Consider the following 16,485-nt stretch of genomic DNA (forward strand, 5'->3'; position numbering starts at 1 on the left):
TCCCCTGCCCATGACGACCCTGTTCTATTCGCCCGGCGCCTGTTCGCTGGCCGTGCATATCACGCTGGAATGGATCGGCTCCCCCTATGAAGCGGTGCGGGTGAAGACCGGGTCGGCGGAACTGAAGGCGGTCAATCCCAGCGGCGCGGTGCCGGCTTTGCGGGAAGATGATGGCTGGGTGCTGACGCAGGCCGGGGCGATCCTGGAATATCTGGCGGCCAAGCATGGCGGTGCGCGGCTGGATGGCGGTGGGGATCTGCGGTCCCGCGCGGAACTGCATCGCTGGTGCAGCTTCATGACCAGCGATCTGCACGCTGCCTTCTGGCCGGTGTTCATGCCTGCCCGCTACACCACCGACAGCAGCGACGCGGCCAGGGCGGCGGTGATCGCCGCCGGGCTGGCGCTGGTGCGCAAGCAGATCGGCGTGCTGGATGCGCATCTGGCCGGGCGCGAATGGATTCTGGACGGCGGGCGATCGGTGGCCGATGCCTATGCTTTCCCGATGATCCGCTGGGCCCGGGCCAAGCTGGATGACGGGCTGGTGGCTTTCCCCCACGTGCAGGCGCTGCATGACCGGCTGGCCGCCGATCCGGCGGTGCAGACCGTGCTGGAACGCGAACGCGGCTAGGGCGCGCGGCTAGGGGTGGCGACCTTCCGGCGCGATCCCCTCGCTCAGCGCGGTCACATAATCCCTCAGCGTGTCATGCAGCCTGATGTGCATGACCCGCTGAAACGGTTCGAGATCACCATCACTGAGAGAGGCATGCTCCAGGCTGTCCAGATATGACTTGCGGTCTTCCGGGCGGACGGCGACCGGCACATAGCCCGCGCGCAACAGCATCAAATTCATCAGCAGCCGTGCCGCGCGCCCATGGCCATCGCTGAACGGATGAATGGCCGTGAGGCGGTAATGGGCATCGAAGGCAGCCTCCGGCGTCGGCGGCGCTGCTGCCAGCCATTGCCCGAACTGTTCCATCAGCACCGGTATCTTGGCCGGATTGGGGAATATCACCGGGGAACCGGCGATCCGGCGGGCATGGTTGCTGTAAATGCCCGCAATGTCCGGCGATGATCGCAGCACGATGCGCCGGTGCAGTTCGCACACAATGCCTTCGCTGACCTGATCGCCGCCGATCGCCGTTTCGCGCATCCATTGCACGGCATCATAGTGGTCGACCGCTTCCAGATGATCGCGCAGCGGCTTGCCACCCACGGTGATGCCATGTTCGATCAGTTCGGCGGTTTCGCGATAGGTCAGCGTGTTCCCCTCGATCGCGTTCGAGGTATAGGTCAGTTCGACATCGTAATAGCGTTGCAGATGGTCCAGCGTATGCCCCTGCAACGCGCGCAGGCCATCCAGCGCGGCCTTGCAGCCGGCAATATCGGCCTTGATCTGATCCAGTGTTCGCACCACCCATCCGATGTAGTCAATTTCGCAAGGGGCGCAAACCTTCGGGCAAAACCCTAAGGCTGCCGGCACGCCTCCAGCTCTGCCTGCAGCACCGCCACAAGTTCGGCCGCCGGCATGGAGCGGGCGAGGGGCGCGCCCTGGCCGGCCCATTGCGCGCCAAAACCATATTCGCCGCGTGCGCTGGCTGCGGCATGCAGCGCCTTGCCCGCATCATAGGCGCGCGGATAATCGGGTGGCTGGCGTCCTCTGGTGGCATCGGTCAGCGCGGTGAAGCGGTTGGCCAGCACCCGCGCCGGGCGGCCCGATATCAGCGCGGTCAGCTGCGTGTGATGCGCCGCCGGGCTGGCCAGCGCCGCGCGATAGGCGGCATCGGCGGCGGATTCCGGGCAGGCGATGAAGGCGGTGCCCAGCTGCGCCGCTGCTGCGCCGAGATCCAGCGCGGCGGCGATGCCGGCCCCGTCCATGATGCCCCCGGCCGCGATCACCGGCAGATCGACGGACTGGACCAGCAGGCGGGTGAGGGCGAAGGTGGAAAGGGCATCATCATGCGCCGCCGGATCGAACAGGCCGCGATGGCCACCGGCCTCCACCCCTTGCGCCACCACGCCATCCAGCCCCGCCGCAGCAATCACCTGCGCTTCGGCCAGATTGGTGGCGGTGGCGATGAGAGCGATGCCGCGTTGTTTCAGCGCCGCGATAATATCGGCCGGCGGCAGACCGAAATGAAAACTCACCACCGGCGGCGCGGTGTCGAGCAGCATGGAGACCATGTCCCGATCATCGGCCAGGCTGCGATAGATCGTGCGCAGCTGTGCGGGCGAGGCGGCGCCATAACGGGCAAACAGCGGGGCGAGGAAGGCGATCCATTCCGCTTCGTGCGCAGCATCTTCGACCGGCGTGGCATGGGTGAACAGATTGACGGTGAAGGGGCGATCCGTCTGCGCCCGCACCGCCGCAATCATGCCGCGCGCGGTGGCCGCATCGCTGGCGCCCAGCCCGATCGACCCCAGCGCCCCGGCATTGGAAACCGCCGCCGCCATGTCCGGAGTGGAAACTCCGGCCATCGGCGCCTGGATCAAGGGCACCGACAGATCGAAGCGATCAAAGAATGGCATGGGGCCTGCTCACATGGCGACGGGCTGGGCGTCGGGGTCAGCGCCCAACATAGGGATTGGCGGTCAGGGTGGGAATGTCCGGTGCGCTGCGCCAGCAATTGCTGGCACTGGCCGGATGTGTCAGTTTTGTCGGGTACTGCCACGCGGCAGAAACGGGGGACGTCACATCATGCTGAAATGCCGATATATGCTGCCGCTGATCGCCCTGTTGTATCCGCCGACACTGGCCGCTGCCGCAGACCGGACGGGCATCGACTATGGCTGCGACACCGCGCCCGGCCATTTTTCGGAATTGGTACTTCCCGCTCCTGCCGGCGATTTCGTCGTTTCGGGGGAGGTGGAACTGGGCGGTATCACCCAGCATGAACACTTTCTCTCGCTCACCCGTCTGGGCATTGCCCAGCGTGGGGAGCCCGGTACCTCGCCGTCCGATGTTGCAGGGTTCAGTCTGGGCGCCCTAGCAGATCCGGAGCGCCGCAACCGGCTGATCCAGGGGCTGGGCTGGGAAGAAAGCGCCAACGGGCGGGATGTGGAACACCCCATCGCCACCGTGCTGCGCGATGGCGGGAAGACTGCGTTCACCCTGACATTCCAGGCTGGCACGGTTACGCTGCGCATGGCCGGGCTGGAGCAGCGGATCGCGCTGAACGCGCCGACCCCGGCAGTACGGATTGGCTGTTCGGGCGCGGATTTCCGCTATTCGAACCTGACGATCGCGCCGATCGGATAGGGGGGTATTATCCTGCTATGGTGGACAGCTTACTGACAAGCAGCAGCAGATTGGTTGCTGCGAGCAGACCCATAATCGCGACGAGAATGACGAAGGCGCGGGGATGGGTCGCCATCGTAAGATCGCGTGCGGCGAAATTCCACGGCACCCGTCTGGTCTTTAGCGCTTGCAGCGTGGCGATCGCGAACACGGCAAAAAACGTCAGCATCAGGGCCACGTCAAACCCCAGACTGAGGCCGACCATGGCCAGCACGGCCATCACCGCACATTGCCAGAACGGCGAAGCGAGAAGGTTGAGGCGCGACATCATGGGCAGCAGCCTGCCCCATTTCCATCAGATTGCAATGCTGGATGGACGCGAGCGCATCAGCGCCCGCGCCCCACAACCCTCGATCAGCCGCGAATGCCCAGCAATTCGATCTTGAACAGCAGCGTCGCGCCGCCCGGGATCGGCCCGCCGCCTTGCGTGCCATAGGCCAGCGGAGCCGGCACGGCGAGTTCGATGGTGTCGCCCACGCCCATATTGGGAATGGCCATCTGCCAGGCGGGGACCAGCTGGGCGAGCGGGAATGTGGCCGGGCGCCCGCTGCGATAGGAGGAATCGAACACCTTCCCATCAACAAACGTGCCTTCGTAGTGAACCGTCACGACGTCGCGCACGGTCGGGTGCTTGCCCGATCCATCGCCCGCCACGCGGCGCCACAGCAGCCCGCCTTCCATCCACTGCCAGCCATCCGATGCCTGCCGGCTGGCCAGCGCAGCGGCTTGCGCGCTGTGCCAGGCCATATCCTGCGACGGATCGGCTGCTTCCTGCACGCGGTTCTGGGCATGGGCGGCGGCAACAAACACGATGGCGGCGGCCAGCGCCAGGCCGGCCTGGGCCATGGGATGTTTGATCATGGGGGCAAATTCTCCGAAATTCATGCAGGCACGGCCAGGGTCGCCGTCATTCAGGGATAGCTGACGGTTTTCGGCTTTTCAGGCAAGGGGATGAATTCCTTGTCGTCACCCGGAACAGTGGGAAACCGTCCGGCGGTCCAGTCTTCCTTCGCCTGTTCGATCCGCTCGCGGCTGGAACTGACGAAATTCCAATAGACATAGCGGCGCGTGCTGAACGCCTCGCCCCCCAGCAGCATGATCTTGCCGCCCCGGTCCGACCGCAGCATCATGGCGGCGCCCGGCTTCAGCACGGTCAGAACATAGAGTTCCAGCGGCGTGCCATCCACGCTGGCTTCTCCGCCGACCAACATCACCGCCCGCTCATCCGCTTCGGCATCGATCGGGATCGATCCGGTCGGCGCCAGGTCGATTTCGGCATAGATGGTTTGCGCATGGGTGGTGGTGGCGGCGGTCTGCCCCCACAGCGATCCCATGATCACGCGCGCCTTGGTGCAGCTGTCTTCCACCAGCGGCAGGCCGGCGATGGATTCGAAGGCGGGGGCGATGTCTTCCTGTCCGTCCGGCAGGGCCAGCCAGGTCTGCATGCCATACATCGCCGGCCCGGCATCGCGTTCACTCTGCGGGCTGCGTTCCGAATGGACGATGCCGCTGCCGGCGGTCATCAGATTGACCGTGCCCGGGCGGATGGTGGCAAAGGAACCCAGACTGTCGCGATGGTCGATCCCGCCTTCGAACAGCCATGTGACCGTGGCCAGATTGATGTGCGGATGCGGGCGCACATCCATGCCCTGGCCGCGTTCCAGCCGCGCGGGGCCGAACTGATCGACGAAGATGAACGGGCCCACCATCCGGCATTGCGGGCTGGGTACCGCGCGGCGGACGCTGAAGCCGCCCAGATCATGGGTGATCGGGGTGACCGTCTGCAGAATGCTCATGCGACAGCTTCCCCGGGGGCGAAGGCGCGGATCGCCAGCGCATGCACGCGCTGGCCGGGAATATCGCCCAGCGCGCGGTTGACCATGCGTTGCCGTTCCAGCCGGTTCTTGCCGGTGAAGGCATCGCTTTCGATCACCACGGTGAAATGCGATTCCCCGCTGCCATCATCGCCCGAATGGCCATGATGCGATGCGCTGTCATTGATCACATTCAGTCGGCCGGGCGTAAACTCCTGTTGCAACAGGGTTTCCATCTCGGTTTGCAAGGGTCCGCTCATGCTCGACTCCGTTCGGGGGTTTTCAATTCGGCGCTCTATCACCATGATTATGGGGATGCGCAGTCAGAAGTTCCACGGCCGATATGAAAGTGATGGGCGCGCCTGCGATGCGCCGGGATGCCAGGAGGCGGGCGAGTTCCGCGCGCCGGGCGATCAATCGTCGGGCTTCGACGGGCCCGGCAACTGGCGCTGGTTCTGCCTGCAGCATGTGCGCGAATTCAACGCCGGCTATGACTGGTTCGCCGGGATGAGCGCGGAAGAAATCTACGCCGCGCAATCGCCGCTGTCCGGCTGGCGCAATGACACGCGCGCCTTTCGCCCCGATGCCGGGGTGGGCGGCATCCCGCGCTGGGCCGATTTCGTCGATCCGCTCGACGCCATCGGCGCGCGCGCGGCCAGCATCCGCCACCGGGCTGGCGTTCGTGCCGCCGGGGCCGCGCCCAACGGCTTTTCCGCGAAGGAGCGGGACGCGCTGATGGTCATGGGCCTGTCCGCCGATGCCGACCGCACCCGGCTGCGGCGCCGCTATTCCGAACTCGTTCGCCGCTATCACCCCGATCGCAATGGCGGGGATCGCAGCAAGGAAGGGCAGCTGCAGCGGGTGGTGGAAGCCTATCAATTGCTGCGCAAGGCCGCTGCTTTCGCCTGAGAGGCGTTCGCTCGAGCCTTGCGCCTGAAGTCAGATTAGAACGAAGCCCCGTCCACCCGGTCGATCTCCAGCACATCCAGGTCGCAATCGGGCACGCAGCGCAGATTGACGGCGATCATCTCTCCGCCATCGGGCGTGCTGCCCCGGGCGAAGGGGGAACAGCCGCACACCCGGCAGAACTGATGCTCGATCACATGGCGGTTGAAGCGATAGCTGCCGATCGCCTCATCGGCGGCGGCAATCTGCACATTCGCCGCCGGGGTGAAATGCAGCACCGTGCCCTTGCGCCGGCAGATCGAACAATTGCAGCTCATGCCCCGCGCGGGCAATTCTTCGGCAATATCGGCGCTGACCGCGCCGCAATGGCAGGATGCGCTATAGCTCATTGGCCTGGCCCGTCGGGTGCCTGCGCCTGCATTTCCGCGATCAGTGCCATGTCGATCGCCTTGGCCGCCTGATAGCCACCGCGCGCGCGCAGCCGTTCGACATAGGCGGTGAAGCTGGGCCGTGACACCAGCGTGCCGAAGGTCAGCCCCCAATCGACCGCCGAACCGACATAGACATCGGCCATGGTGAAGCGCGATCCACAGACGAAGTCATGCGTCTGCAGCCAGCCATCCAGCGCATCCACAGTGCGCGCATAGCTGCCGAAGCCGACCGTGCGTTCCTGCTCTTCCGTCGGTTCCCAGCCGAAGGCGCGATTGGTCACCGCCTGTTCCAGCGGACCGGCGGCGAACAACAGCCAGCGGAAATAATCGGCCGCCTCATGCTCACCGGGCAGCAAGCCCTTTTTCGGATGCGTCAGCGCCAGATAATGGCAGACCGCCGCCGCTTCACTCACCACATGATCATGCCCTTCATGATGATGCACGATGGTCGGCAGCTTCCCCATCGGATTGGCGGCAAGGAAATCAGCCGGCTTGTCCTCATAACCGACGAACACCGGATCGTAATCGGCATCCACCTCATGCAGCGCCCAGCGGGCAATCTGGGCCCGGCTCATCGGATTAAAATAAAATGTGAATCGGGCCATATCTTTGCTCCACTTTCGGTTTGAACATAGGGGGAACATCGTGATATTCGCAAGTGTGTTGGTCACCCTTGCGCCGCCTTTTTGAAAAGGTCATTTCACCGATGCAATCAATGACACGGCCGTGGCGTTCCCTACCGATTTCCGGCGCCTTTGCCCTGCTGGCGCTCGGCGGTTGTTCGGGCGAAAACAATCCCCGGTCCGACGCTCCGATCAAGCCCGAGCCAATGCATGGCTTTGAATATTTGATCAACAAATATACGAATGAATATTCGGTGCGCAGGGTGGGAACCATCCGGTCCGGATCGCATGAATATATCGTCTTCGACTATCATTACATCCAGCTTGCTCAATGCAGCTCGTGCTCCAGCCAAGGTGGACAGAAGGTTCTGTTTTTCGAAGAAGATCGCTATATCGGGCATTACCACCCTTTTGACGTCGACGTTTCGATCAAGGATGGGAGCGTGTTTTTCCGGCCGATTTCCGATCATCAAGATGATGTCACGGAACTCAAATTGACCGAGCGCGGCTTTCCGCCAAAGCTGTTGATCAATGGCGAGTTGCTTGGCTTCTATCGGTAGAGGCTGTTCATCTTTACGACGTCGGAATGGTTGGCACCGCGCCATCCCACCTCAATCGCGATCCGGCGCCCCGCCCGGGAAATAGGCGCGGAACGGCCGCGCATCCTCCACGCAGCGGCTGACCGGCGGCAGCGCCAGCAGTTCGGCACGGAACCCGCTCAACCTCGGGCATTCGGCCGGAATCCGCTCGATCCAGTCGGCATAGAACAAGGATGGCGCGGCCGCGCAGCTGATCAGGGAAACATGCGGCGCCAGCTGGTGGGTATCCAGCCAGCCTTCCAGCCAGCGATAGGCGCGCTGCAGCCCGGCGGTGCCGGCGGCCACCTCCGCCGGATCGGGGGCGGCGGCATTGGCAATGCGCGCATTCACCACCCGCTGCAGATTGGCCATCACATAATTGTCGAACACCCGGTCGATCATCCGCGCCTGCGCCGCCAGCGCCGGATCGGCGGGGATCAGCGGTGCGGGGCCAGGGTGAAACGCGGCCAGATGCTCGATGATCGCGGTCGCCTCCACGATCACCGCATCCCCATCGCGCAGGATCGGGAACTTGCCCGCCGGATGCGCCGTCTGGACAAAGGCGGCATGCTCCGGCTCATCCGGCGCGACCAGCCGGAATTCGAACGCGGTGCCATTGGCGTAAAGCGGGATCAGCGCCTTCCACGTGTAGGAAGAAAACGGATGGCCATAGAGCGCCAGCATCACCATTCACCCCGCGCAATCCGCGCGCGCCGGTTCAGTTCGCGCTCGCTCGGTTCATCCATCGCGAAAGATCCGATTTCCGGCACGCCGACCGGCTCATAGGTCGTCATGATGATCCCGGTGGAGGAAATCCGGCTCTCCACCATGCGGAACGTCCGCCCCGGCGTGCCACCCCCGAACAGGCGCTTGCCGGTGCCCAGCACGATGGGGGCGACCATCAGCACCAGCCGGTCGAGCAGGCCGTGCTGCAGCAATTGCGGATAGAGCGTGGTGCTGCCCTGGATCACCAGATCGGGCCCGTCTTCGGCCTTCAGCGCGGCCAGCGCTTCCATATCGGCCACGCGGCTGCTGCCCTGCCACGAAAACGGCTTCTCGCAGGATGTCAGCACATGCTTGCGGATGCGGTTCAGCTTGTTCGCCAGCGGATCCTCATCGGGCATGAAGGGCCAGTGGGCGGTGAAGATGTCATAGGTGCGCCGGCCCAGCAGCAGTTCGAATTCGCCGTTGAACAGGGTATCGACCTGATGGCCCAGCGCTTCGTCGAACATGGTCGTCAGCCAGCCGCCATAGGGGAAATCACCCGTGGGGTCTTCCTCCGGGCCGCCGGGCGCCTGCATCACCCCATCCATCGACACAAAGGCGCCGCCGATAATCCTGCGTGGCATTCAATCCTCCCAATCCTGTAATCGATAATCGCGTGGTCAGCCGGCGATCGCGGCCTCGATTGCGGCGATGTCGATTTTCTTCATCGTCATCATCGCTTCGAAGGCGCGCTTGGCGGCCACCGGGTCCGATCCGGCCACCGCATCGGTCAGCACGCGCGGGGTGATCTGCCAGGAAATCCCCCATTTGTCCTTGCACCAGCCGCACATGCTTTCCTGCCCGCCATTGCCGACGATGGCATTCCAATAGCGGTCGGTCTCTTCCTGCGTCTCGGTGGAAATCTGGAAGGAAAACGCCTCGCTATGGGTGAAGGCCGGCCCGCCGTTAAGCCCGATGCAGGGGAAACCCAGCACGGTGAAATCCACCGTCAGCACAGCGCCCGCCTCGCCGGAGGGATTGTCCGCCGGCGCGCGATGGGTCGCGCCCACGCTGCTGTCGGGGAAGGTCGCGGCATAGAATTGTGCCGCTTCCTCCGCGCCGCTGTCATACCACAGGCAAAGCCGGGTCTTGTCGCTGTTGACGCTCGCCATGGTCACACGCCTTTCGGACCGGTGAAGCCGACATGGGCCCCGCCGGCGTCCAGCGCGGTGAACACGAAATCGCCGCCCGGCACTTCGGTGATCGGGTGGGTGATCGTGCCGCCATGCGGCTTCACCAGCACCTCGGCATCGTCGATATTGTCGACGCCGAAGTATGGCAGCCAGTGCGGCGCCATGCCTTCGGGCACGATCGGGCAGATCGCGCCGATCACCACCTGATCGACATTGACGAACTGATACTGACCCAGATCGCCCATCGGCATGCCGTCATCGGTGTTCCAGCCGAACAGCAGCTTGTAGAACCCGTCCGCCGCCGGGCCGTCCGTGGTGTTGAGCTCGTTCCAGCGGCAATGGCCGGCCAGATTGACGTCGAAGGCGGTGCTCTTCGCATCCGGATCATCGGCCGGCGGGGTGGGGGTCATGACATAGAATGTCGCCCCCTGCGGATCGCCCAGCATGGCCAGGCGGCCGGCGCCTGGCACGTCAGCGGGTTCCATCCACACCGATGCGCCCAGCTCGCGCGCCTTGGCCACGGCGGCATCGACATCGGCCACGGTGAAATAGGGGTACCAGGCGGGATTTACCCCATGCTGCGCCATTTCGGACGGGATGGGACCGGCAATCCCGGCCCCGCCACCATCGGCGCGGGTGATCATGCGATAGGGGATGCCGCTCGGCACATCCATCGGTGCATCGGCGATGTTCCAGCCCAGCGTGGCGCGATAGAGCGGCTCGACCGCGTCGACATCAGGCACGAGCAGTTCGTACCAGACGGGAAAACCGGCGATCATCTCAGGCCTCCCGCACCATCAGCGGTTCGAAACCGCCGAAGATCATGCGCTTGCCGTCGAACGGCATGGTCGGGTCCATCGCTTCCATGCGCGGATCGGCCATCATCTTTTCATGGCTGGAATCGGCGGTCGCCTTGTCCGGCCAGATCATCCAGGAAAACACCACCTTCTCGCCCGGCTCCAACTTGACCGCGCGGCGGAAATCAGTGGTTTCGCCATCGGGCACATCGGCTTCCCAGGTTTCGACCTGGCTCTGTGCGCCGAAATCCTTGGCGATTTCCCAGAAGTCTTCCGACATCTTGAGATAGGCGGCCTTGTTGCCTTCGGGCACGGCGATCAGAAATCCCTGAATGTACATTGTCATTCTCCCACGGTTTGTTTGGTTTCAATGTCGGGATCGGCGGAAAAGGCGGCAATCTGCGCGGCCAGCGCGCGGCGGAATGCCGGCCGACCGGTGCCGCGCTCCAGATAGGCGGCCAGGGTGGGGAAGGGCTCCAGCCCCTCCCGGTCGAATTCGCGCATCACGGTGATCAGGGCGATGTCGGCGATGGAAAAATCCCCCGCCACCCATTCGCGGTCGCCTATGGCATCGGCCAGCTGCACCAGCCGCTGGCCGATCATTTCGCGCAGGATCGGCTTGCGCGCTTCCGCCCAATCCTCGCCGGCATGGAAAATCGTCACGCTGGCCTGTTCCATGGTCATGGGTTCCAGGCTGTTGTAGGCGGCGAACAGCCAGGCCAGCACATCGGCACGGGGTTGGCCGGACGGGGGCAGCAGCCGCCCGTCCTTTTCCGCCAGATGGATCAGGATGGCGCCGCTTTCGAACAGCTGGATTTCGCCATCATGGATCACCGGCACCTGGCCGAACGGCTGTTCGGCATAATACCATCCGGGCCGATCGCGCGAACTGATCAGCCTTTCGCGATAGGGCAGGCCCAGTTCCTCGCACGCCCAGCGCGGGCGCAAATCGCGAACATAGCCACGGGCGAAATCGGGCACCCAGTCGAATGCGGTGATTTCCAGCGGGGCTGCGGGATCAATCGGCATTGTCTCCTCCTTCGCCAGTGGCCTGGATGCGGACGCCGGGATTACATCTCCGGCGGTTGACCGTCGGCCAGCGCATCCATGTTCATCCAGGCATTTTCCCAGATATGCCCGTCCGGATCTTCGAAACTGCGGCCATACATGAAGCCATAATCCTGGTTCGGCGTGGGTGCCGCCTTGCCGCCAGCATCCACGGCCTTGCTCACGATCGCATCCACCGCTTCCTTGCTGTCCTGACTCAAGCACAACATCACCTGGGCGGTGGTATGCGCATCGGGGATCTGCTTGGTGGTGAAGGTCTTCCAGAAATCATGCTTCAGCAGCATGACGATGATTTCATCCGACCACATCATCGCGGCGGCATTGTCATCGGTGAACTGCGGATTGTTGGTGAAACCCACAGCATCATAAAACGCCATCGATTTGGCCAGATCCGTCACCGGCAAATTGATGAAAACCATGCGTGTCATCGTCTTGATCCTCTCCGATTCGGCGATTGCTTGATCTTTGTGCCCATCTGAGTTACCAAAAGCAACTATGAAGTTACAAAAAGAAACCAAGCCGCATGGCAAGTGGTATGGGGATGCCTGCGGCACCGCCTTCGCCCTGGAACTGATCGGCGAGAGATGGTCGCTGCTGATCATACGCGAATTGATGCTCGGCGGGCGCCGCTTTTCCGATCTGCGCGCCAGCCTGCCCGGAATCTCGGCCAAGGTGCTGACCGAACGCATGGCCTCGATGGAAGAGATGGGCGTGCTCGCGCGGCGCAAGCTGCCACCGCCGGCAGCCGTGCAGATCTATGAGCTGACCGAATGGGGCTATCTGGCCGAACCGGCAATTCAGGAACTGGGGCGCTGGGCGGCGCGATCGCCCGAACACAATCCGCAATTGCCGCTTTCGCCCGTGTCGCTGATGCTGTCGATGCGCACCATGCTGGTGCCCGGCGCCATGGGCGATGCCAGCGGCACGATCGGCATTGGCGTGGGGGGCGATGAATTTCTGGCCGATCTGCAGGGCGGGCAATTGCCGGTGCGGCGCGGCCCGGCGGCAGAGGGCGATGCGGTGTTCCGCATGACGGCGCCCCTGCCGATGCTGCGGATGATCTATGGCCATCAACCGCTGGAAGATGTGGAGGCCAGCAGCGATCTGACCGTCACGGGCAACCGCGATCTGGCGCGCCGCTTCATTCAGTTGTTCGCGCTGCCGCCCAAGGTTGGGCAGCAGCGCGAGTAAGCGAGGGGATCAGCCCTTCAGAGCAGCGAAAATGCTGGCTTCGCGTTCGGCCACCTGCTGCCAGGCGGCACGGGCCTGGACGCGTTCCTGCCATGCGGCCAGCTTCGGGTGGCTGGCGGCATCGACCGTCCAGCCGCCATAGCCGATCGTCTTGAGCGAACAGGCCAGCGCGATATCCCCGATCGAGAATTCGCCGCTCAGCCAGCCGTCGCTGCCCAGGATGCCCTCGAAATAGGCCAACGGCTTCTGGATCGCTTCTTCTGCCGCCACGGCGAGCGATTCATCGCCCGGCTTGCCGAACACCACGGGGTAGAGGAAGCGCTGGTGCACGATCGGCGCGCCGGCCGGGATCAGCACGGTATCGACCGCTTCATCCAGCCAGATCGCGCGGCCGCGGGCCTCTGCCTGGGCGGGGATCAGCGCCGGTGCGGGGTATTTGGCATCCAGATAGGCGACGATGGCGCTGGAATCCGAAACGCTGAATTCCCCATCGGCAAAACCGGGGATCTTGCCGAAGGGGCTGACTTTCAGGAATTCTTCGGTCGGCTGGCCGGGATTGGACGGCTCCCAATCGAATTCCAGCCCCTTTTCAGCCAGCGCGACGGCGGCCTTGCGGGTATAGGCGGACAGCGGAAAACCATAAAGCTTCATCGGTGGAACTCTCCCTTCGGCTGCCGGACCGGCAGTGCCCTTTGCTTGTTGCAGCACCTGCCGCGCCCGTCTAGTCATCGGCGGCGATGAACGAAATGACCAGCAATCAGGGCGATTCCGGCACCGTAATGGCGGTTCCCGATATCGAAGTGGATGTCCGCGAAGTATTCGGTGTCGATATCGACATGAAGGTTCCGGCCTTTTCCAAGGCTGACGACCGCGTGCCCGATATCGATGAAACCTATGTGTTCGATCCGGACACCACGCTGGCGATCCTGGCCGGCTTTGCCCACAACCGTCGCGTCATGGTGCAGGGCTATCACGGCACCGGCAAATCAACCCATATCGAACAGGTCGCCGCGCGGCTGAACTGGCCCTGCGTGCGGATCAATCTGGACGCGCATATCAGCCGTATCGATCTGGTCGGCCGCGACGCCATCGTGCTGCGCGACGGGCTGCAGGTCACCGAATTCCGCGAAGGCCTGCTGCCCTGGGCGCTGCAGCACCCGGTGGCGCTGGTGTTCGACGAATATGACGCCGGCCGCCCGGATGTGATGTTCGTGATTCAGCGCGTGCTGGAACAGGCGGGCAAGCTGACCCTGCTCGATCAGAACCGCGTGATCCGGCCCAACCCCTGGTTCCGCCTGTTCGCCACGGCCAACACGGTCGGGCTGGGTGACACCAGCGGGCTCTATCACGGCACCCAGGCGATCAACCAGGGCCAGATGGACCGCTGGAACATCGTCGTCGGGCTCAACTATCTGCCGCAGGAAACCGAACGCGAAATCGTTGGCGCGAAGACCACGCTGGATGCCAAGCTGGTGGCCGACATGGTCCGCGTGGCCGATCTGTCGCGCCAGGGCTTCATCAATGGCGATATCTCCACCGTCATGAGCCCGCGCACCGTCATCACCTGGGCGCAGAACACCGAAATCTTCGGCGATCCGGGCTATTCCTTCCGCCTGAGCTTCCTCAACAAATGCGATGAGGCAGAACGCATGCTGGTGGCCGAATATTACCAGCGGGTGTTCGGCGTCGAACTGCCCGAAAGCGTCGTCGCCAAGGCGTAATTCGACTGGCGCAATCGAAAGGCAGGCGGCCCGTCCTGCGGGCCGATATCGCCCTGCCTGCACACTGTCTCGCCGGAATGGCGATTTGTGCTGCAATTTGAATTCGGCATTATATCTTCCCCTCTTGCGGCACATTGCCGCAGGGGGCTGGGCATGCGTAAATCCATTGCGACGATTGTCAGTGCATTCGCATTGGCTCTGGGTTCGGCAAACGGTGCCCACGCTCGATCTCAAGTCCAATCTGAAATCCAGTCTGAAATCCGGCTCAACGAACGCGTGCCCTTGTTCGGCTTTGTCGATCAATCCGGCCGGATCGTGCAGGCCCCCGTTTTTGAGGAGGCGCCGACGGAATTCAGTGGCGACTGGGTTGCTGTGCGCAAAAGCGGCAAATGGGGCTTCATCAATTTGCGCAGCGGTGAAGAAACCGGATGGAATTTCGACAAGGTCCGCAGCGCCGGTCAGCGCGAATTGTTTGTCCATGGCCCCGAACCTGTTGCGGTCGGTGATGCCTGGGGCTTCGTGAATGCGGAGGGGCGGATGGCGGCAGAACCGCAATTCGCCTTGGCGGACCCCTTCGGTGTGGACGGACTTGCCCGGGTGGGGCGGGCGGACCCGGCCGATGGCACGATGCGATATGGCTTCGTCGATCGATCCGGCAGGATCGTGGTGCCCCCGATCTACACCGACGCGATGCCCTTCAGCGCCGGAATGGCGGTAGTAAAGATCGACGGGAAGAGCGGCGCCGTCGATACCCAGGGCCGGCAGATCATCGCGACAACCTTTTCGATCATCGGCAATTTTGCCGATAACGGGTTGGCCCCGGCGCGTTCGGATGGCCAAAGTCCGTTTGGATATATCGGCCGTGATGGTGCGTTCCGGATCCCCGCTCAGTTCTATTTCGCCGGCAGCTTCACTCCCTCGGAAACGCTGGGCGGAATGGACGCGCCGGATGGTCTCGCGCGCGTGGGCCTTCCTGATGGCCGCACCGGCTACATCGATGCGGCTGGCCAGGTGAAGGCCCGGTTTCCAGCCGATATGACGGCGCGGGGTATTTCCCCCAATGGAATGGTGCTGATCGAAAGTCGGGATAGCAATATGTATGGCTATGCCGACCAATCGGGGCGACTGGTCATCGCGCCGCGTTTTACCGGGGCAGGGGCCTTTGCCGCCAACGGGCTGGCGCGTGTGCGGACGAACAACCGCCAAGGGTATATCGCCGCCGATGGTGCCTGGGCCGATCATGCGCCGCAACCGCCACCCAATCGTGGGCCGGTGCAGACGCTGTTGCAGGTGGAGGCGGAAGGATCGCAATATCTGATCGAAGCCGGCGCGGCGGCAGACGGGGGAACGGCGGTCGTTACCCGCTTCGATCCACAACCAGCCGGCTTTGCCACCTTTAAATATTATGCGCCTCCGCTGGTGCTGGATGCCCGGAATTTCGGCGCCTGGCAGCTGGAGGTGGCATTGCCGGCGGTGCCAATGGAAACGACGCCGATGTGGCGCCGGGTCAAAGGGGTGATAGAGCTCAAACTTCAGACCACCGATCAGGTCGAATGGAAAATAGCGACCACTGGTGATGTGCTGAGCGCGAGAGCCGAATTTCGCAATGGTGATCTTGCCCGTAACTTCTGGTTCTTCAGCAGCCCTTCCGTCCCCAACAATGCGCATGATTTCATCGTGCAACTGGAAACGGATTTCCGCGCTTACATGCGAAAAGTGGAAGCCAGCCCAAACAGTACGCTGGTTCCCTCAACCGACCAGCAGGAGCGGGCGATTGCCGCATTGAAGGCGACCGAGGCCGATCTGGCCGAAGCGCTGCCTCCGACAAGCAAGCATATCGCGGAACTTTTCGGCACCTTGACCGGTGTCGAGCAAAGGCCGCCCGATCCGGCACGCGCACCGCACAGCTATTGCGGGGAGAACGGTGTGTGCAGGGCATTTGGCCCTGATTACTGAGCGCCGGCTTGCCCATGCGGAACGGGCGGTCACCTTTCCCGGAGACTGGATGTTGTCTCAGCATTGGGCAATCCGATGAAAAACGGTTCTGAAAATTCTCGCCATCACTGTATTGGTATTGTAATACACGGGCGATGAGCAGGGGTTCTGATCGGTTTGGCGTAGAGGTTGGTGGCGTGCGTTGGCGGCGCTGGCCGTGGTCGCAGC

23 protein-coding genes are annotated in these 16,485 nt (G+C 63.4%); 7 read left to right on the forward strand and 16 right to left on the reverse strand.

Going from position 1 to position 16,485, the window contains the following annotated elements; all coding sequences use genetic code 11:
• The first annotated feature begins 10 nt into the window (after window positions 1–10).
• Window positions 11–628 (forward strand): glutathione S-transferase family protein, encoded by a 618-nt coding sequence (locus GRI97_RS10015; protein ID WP_161391052.1) that lies wholly within the window; start codon window positions 11–13, stop codon window positions 626–628.
• Window positions 629–637: 9 nt separating this feature from the next.
• Here GRI97_RS10015 and GRI97_RS10020 read toward each other — a convergent pair whose 3' ends face one another.
• Window positions 638–1,411, reverse strand: coding sequence for a Fic family protein (locus GRI97_RS10020; RefSeq protein ID WP_328598533.1), 774 nt, complete (start codon window positions 1,409–1,411; stop codon window positions 638–640).
• Between the two features lie 53 nt (window positions 1,412–1,464).
• Entirely contained in the window at window positions 1,465–2,526 is a 1,062-nt protein-coding gene (locus GRI97_RS10025; RefSeq protein WP_161391054.1) for an NAD(P)H-dependent flavin oxidoreductase, read from the reverse strand.
• A 169-nt stretch (window positions 2,527–2,695) separates the two neighbouring features.
• Between GRI97_RS10025 and GRI97_RS10030 the strand changes: the two genes are divergently transcribed.
• On the forward strand, window positions 2,696–3,256 hold the full coding sequence (locus GRI97_RS10030; protein ID WP_161391055.1) for a hypothetical protein: 561 nt from the start codon (window positions 2,696–2,698) through the stop codon (window positions 3,254–3,256).
• A 7-nt stretch (window positions 3,257–3,263) separates the two neighbouring features.
• Here the strand turns inward: GRI97_RS10030 and GRI97_RS10035 are convergent, their stop codons facing one another.
• The 4 genes from GRI97_RS10035 to GRI97_RS10050 form a co-directional block, all read right to left on the reverse strand.
• Window positions 3,264–3,566, reverse strand: coding sequence for a hypothetical protein (locus GRI97_RS10035; protein ID WP_161391056.1), 303 nt, complete (start codon window positions 3,564–3,566; stop codon window positions 3,264–3,266).
• An 83-nt stretch (window positions 3,567–3,649) separates the two neighbouring features.
• Window positions 3,650–4,156 carry an FKBP-type peptidyl-prolyl cis-trans isomerase gene (locus tag GRI97_RS10040; RefSeq protein ID WP_235917755.1) on the reverse strand — a complete coding sequence of 169 codons (507 nt, stop codon included), beginning with the start codon at window positions 4,154–4,156 and terminating at the stop codon, window positions 3,650–3,652.
• A gap of 50 nt (window positions 4,157–4,206) precedes the next feature.
• On the reverse strand, window positions 4,207–5,091 hold the full coding sequence (locus GRI97_RS10045) for a pirin family protein (protein WP_161391057.1): 885 nt from the start codon (window positions 5,089–5,091) through the stop codon (window positions 4,207–4,209).
• The gene (locus GRI97_RS10050; RefSeq protein WP_161391058.1) at window positions 5,088–5,369 is read right to left on the reverse strand and encodes a BolA family protein; all 282 of its coding nucleotides are present in this window, start codon (window positions 5,367–5,369) and stop codon (window positions 5,088–5,090) included. The genes GRI97_RS10045 and GRI97_RS10050 overlap by 4 nt, the downstream gene beginning before the upstream one ends.
• Before the next feature lie 55 nt (window positions 5,370–5,424).
• Between GRI97_RS10050 and GRI97_RS10055 the strand changes: the two genes are divergently transcribed.
• Window positions 5,425–6,018, forward strand: coding sequence for a J domain-containing protein (locus GRI97_RS10055; protein WP_161391059.1), 594 nt, complete (start codon window positions 5,425–5,427; stop codon window positions 6,016–6,018).
• Window positions 6,019–6,053: 35 nt separating this feature from the next.
• Here the strand turns inward: GRI97_RS10055 and GRI97_RS10060 are convergent, their stop codons facing one another.
• Together GRI97_RS10060 and GRI97_RS10065 are read right to left on the reverse strand one after the other, a co-directional pair.
• Window positions 6,054–6,404, reverse strand: a complete 351-nt coding sequence (locus tag GRI97_RS10060) for a GFA family protein (protein ID WP_161391060.1) — start codon at window positions 6,402–6,404, stop codon at window positions 6,054–6,056.
• Window positions 6,401–7,051, reverse strand: coding sequence for a glutathione S-transferase family protein (locus tag GRI97_RS10065; RefSeq protein ID WP_161391061.1), 651 nt, complete (start codon window positions 7,049–7,051; stop codon window positions 6,401–6,403). The genes GRI97_RS10060 and GRI97_RS10065 overlap by 4 nt, the downstream gene beginning before the upstream one ends.
• Window positions 7,052–7,119: 68 nt before the next feature.
• Here GRI97_RS10065 and GRI97_RS10070 point away from each other — a divergent pair, with 68 nt between their 5' ends.
• Window positions 7,120–7,629: a hypothetical protein gene (locus GRI97_RS10070; protein ID WP_161391062.1), complete on the forward strand. Its 510-nt coding sequence runs from the start codon at window positions 7,120–7,122 to the stop codon at window positions 7,627–7,629.
• A gap of 51 nt (window positions 7,630–7,680) precedes the next feature.
• Here the strand turns inward: GRI97_RS10070 and GRI97_RS10075 are convergent, their stop codons facing one another.
• From GRI97_RS10075 to GRI97_RS10105, 7 genes are read right to left on the reverse strand one after another with little or no spacing between them, the layout of a single operon-like run.
• Complete coding sequence (locus tag GRI97_RS10075; protein WP_235917756.1) at window positions 7,681–8,337, reverse strand: glutathione S-transferase family protein; 657 nt, start codon at window positions 8,335–8,337, stop codon at window positions 7,681–7,683.
• The gene (locus GRI97_RS10080; RefSeq protein WP_161391063.1) at window positions 8,331–8,996 is read right to left on the reverse strand and encodes a dihydrofolate reductase family protein; all 666 of its coding nucleotides are present in this window, start codon (window positions 8,994–8,996) and stop codon (window positions 8,331–8,333) included. Before GRI97_RS10080 ends, GRI97_RS10075 begins: the two co-directional genes overlap by 7 nt.
• Before the next feature lie 36 nt (window positions 8,997–9,032).
• Window positions 9,033–9,524 carry a VOC family protein gene (locus GRI97_RS10085; RefSeq protein WP_161391064.1) on the reverse strand — a complete coding sequence of 164 codons (492 nt, stop codon included), beginning with the start codon at window positions 9,522–9,524 and terminating at the stop codon, window positions 9,033–9,035.
• 2 nt (window positions 9,525–9,526) lie between these two features.
• On the reverse strand, window positions 9,527–10,324 hold the full coding sequence (locus GRI97_RS10090) for a VOC family protein (RefSeq protein ID WP_161391065.1): 798 nt from the start codon (window positions 10,322–10,324) through the stop codon (window positions 9,527–9,529).
• 1 nt (window position 10,325) lies between these two features.
• On the reverse strand, window positions 10,326–10,682 hold the full coding sequence (locus GRI97_RS10095) for a DUF1428 domain-containing protein (RefSeq protein WP_161391733.1): 357 nt from the start codon (window positions 10,680–10,682) through the stop codon (window positions 10,326–10,328).
• A gap of 2 nt (window positions 10,683–10,684) precedes the next feature.
• Window positions 10,685–11,371: a glutathione S-transferase family protein gene (locus tag GRI97_RS10100; protein ID WP_161391066.1), complete on the reverse strand. Its 687-nt coding sequence runs from the start codon at window positions 11,369–11,371 to the stop codon at window positions 10,685–10,687.
• A gap of 41 nt (window positions 11,372–11,412) precedes the next feature.
• Window positions 11,413–11,838 carry a VOC family protein gene (locus tag GRI97_RS10105; RefSeq protein WP_161391067.1) on the reverse strand — a complete coding sequence of 142 codons (426 nt, stop codon included), beginning with the start codon at window positions 11,836–11,838 and terminating at the stop codon, window positions 11,413–11,415.
• Between the two features lie 67 nt (window positions 11,839–11,905).
• Between GRI97_RS10105 and GRI97_RS10110 the strand changes: the two genes are divergently transcribed.
• A complete protein-coding gene (locus GRI97_RS10110; RefSeq protein ID WP_161391068.1) occupies window positions 11,906–12,601 on the forward strand; it encodes a winged helix-turn-helix transcriptional regulator in 696 nt (231 codons plus the stop codon).
• Between the two features lie 9 nt (window positions 12,602–12,610).
• Here the strand turns inward: GRI97_RS10110 and GRI97_RS10115 are convergent, their stop codons facing one another.
• Entirely contained in the window at window positions 12,611–13,252 is a 642-nt protein-coding gene (locus GRI97_RS10115) for a glutathione S-transferase family protein (RefSeq protein WP_161391069.1), read from the reverse strand.
• An 86-nt stretch (window positions 13,253–13,338) separates the two neighbouring features.
• Here GRI97_RS10115 and cobS point away from each other — a divergent pair, with 86 nt between their 5' ends.
• Entirely contained in the window at window positions 13,339–14,322 is a 984-nt protein-coding gene (gene cobS, locus GRI97_RS10120) for a cobaltochelatase subunit CobS (RefSeq protein ID WP_161391070.1), read from the forward strand.
• A gap of 153 nt (window positions 14,323–14,475) precedes the next feature.
• Complete coding sequence (locus tag GRI97_RS10125; protein WP_161391071.1) at window positions 14,476–16,278, forward strand: WG repeat-containing protein; 1,803 nt, start codon at window positions 14,476–14,478, stop codon at window positions 16,276–16,278.
• Window positions 16,279–16,485 lie beyond the last annotated feature (207 nt).

This window comes from Croceibacterium xixiisoli (assembly GCF_009827305.1).
Taxonomy (GTDB): Bacteria; Pseudomonadota; Alphaproteobacteria; order Sphingomonadales; family Sphingomonadaceae; genus Croceibacterium_C; species Croceibacterium_C xixiisoli.